The sequence below is a fragment of the Faecalicatena contorta genome (assembly GCF_021531895.1).
Taxonomy (GTDB): domain Bacteria; phylum Bacillota; class Clostridia; order Lachnospirales; family Lachnospiraceae; genus JAFBIX01.
In genome coordinates this window covers 1-1,496 of the sequence record NZ_JAFBIX010000072.1, presented here as the reverse complement: position 1 = coordinate 1,496, position 1,496 = coordinate 1, and the positions used below count along the sequence as shown (strand labels likewise).

Below are 1,496 nucleotides of genomic sequence, written 5' to 3'. Positions count from 1 at the left end.
GAGCCTGTGAAAAAAACTCTGTAAATTAAACACTATAAAGGTCTTCTATGATAAAATATATTAAATCATAGGAGGCCTTTTATTATGGCAAACAGAAAAAAAGAAGTTTACAAACCAAAACCGATGACAGAAGGAAAAAGAAATCTTATTCAGGGACTGCTCCAGGAATACGATATCCAGTCAGCAGATGATATTCAGGAGGCACTTAAAGATCTGCTTTCCGGAACCCTTCAAGATATGCTTGAAACAGAAATGGACAATCATCTTGGATACGATCGTTATGAAAGATCTAGTGAGCCTAATTACCGTAATGGAACAAAGTCTAAAACTGTTCGTAGTAAATACGGTGAATTCGAAGTAGATGTACCTCAGGATCGTCAAAGTTCTTTTGAACCACAGGTACTTCCAAAACGTCAAAAAGATATTTCTTCCATTGATGACAAGATTATTGCAATGTATGCAAAGGGGATGACTACACGACAGATTTCAGAAACCATAGAGGATATTTATGGTTTTGAAGTCAGTGAAGGAATGGTATCCGATATCACAGATAAGCTCCTTCCCAAAATCGAGGAATGGCAGAATCGTCCCTTGTCACCTGTGTATCCAATCGTTTTTATTGATGCTGTGCATTTCTCTGTACGTGATGATGGTGTGATCAGAAAGCTGGCAGCATATGTGGTACTTGGCATCAATGAAGATGGCATGAAAGAAGTCTTAAGCATCGTAGTGGGCGAAAATGAAAGCAGTAAGTACTGGCTTTCTGTATTGAACAGCTTGAAGAATCGTGGAGTTCAGGATATTCTCATTCTCTGCTCAGATGGATTAACAGGAATCAAGGATGCAATCTCTACCGCATTTCCAAAAACAGAGCAACAGCGTTGTATTGTACATATGGTGAGAAATACGCTGAAATATGTTGCAAACAAAGATATGAAATCCTTTGCAAAGGATTTAAAGACAATCTATACGGCAGCAAGCGAAGAAGCTGCTAGAAAGCAGTTAGAGACTGTGACAAAGAAATGGTCTGGGCAATATCCGAGTGCCATGAACCGCTGGCATGATAACTGGGATGCGATTTCTCCAATTTTCAAGTTTTCCAAGGATGTTCGTACCGCTTTTTATACTACGAATGCCATAGAATCACTAAATTCATGCTATCGTAGATTGAACAAGCAGAGAAGCGTATTTCCAAGTTCCCAGGCGCTGATGAAGGCACTATATCTGGGTACTTTTGAAATTGCAAAAAAATGGACAATGTCGATCCGCAACTGGGGAAAAGTACGTGGTGAACTGGAAATCATGTACCCCGACCGACTGATGATGTAAGTCTAAATAATATGCCAAGAAAAATACACCCAGATTTTTCTGGGTGCTCTTGACATGTTCGTTCATTTTTGCTATTAAATAGACAACGGCTTAACCGCAGAAAACTGCCATTAAGCCGCTTAATTATCATAGAAGATCTCAATTTACAGAAAAAATTTCACACCGTC

General features: G+C 39.1%; 1 protein-coding gene. It reads left to right on the top strand.

Annotated elements, in window-relative coordinates; all coding sequences use genetic code 11:
• Positions 1–84: 84 nt before the first annotated feature.
• Positions 85–1,329, top strand: a complete 1,245-nt coding sequence (locus tag JQM81_RS13440) for an IS256 family transposase (protein WP_117995389.1) — start codon at positions 85–87, stop codon at positions 1,327–1,329.
• The last annotated feature ends 167 nt before the right edge of the window (positions 1,330–1,496 follow it).

What these genes read in the sequence shown, in the direction of transcription:
- JQM81_RS13440 (WP_117995389.1), top strand. Translation starts at nt 85, where the DNA reads ATGGCAAACAGAAAAAAAGAAGTTTACAAACCAAAACCGATGACAGAA.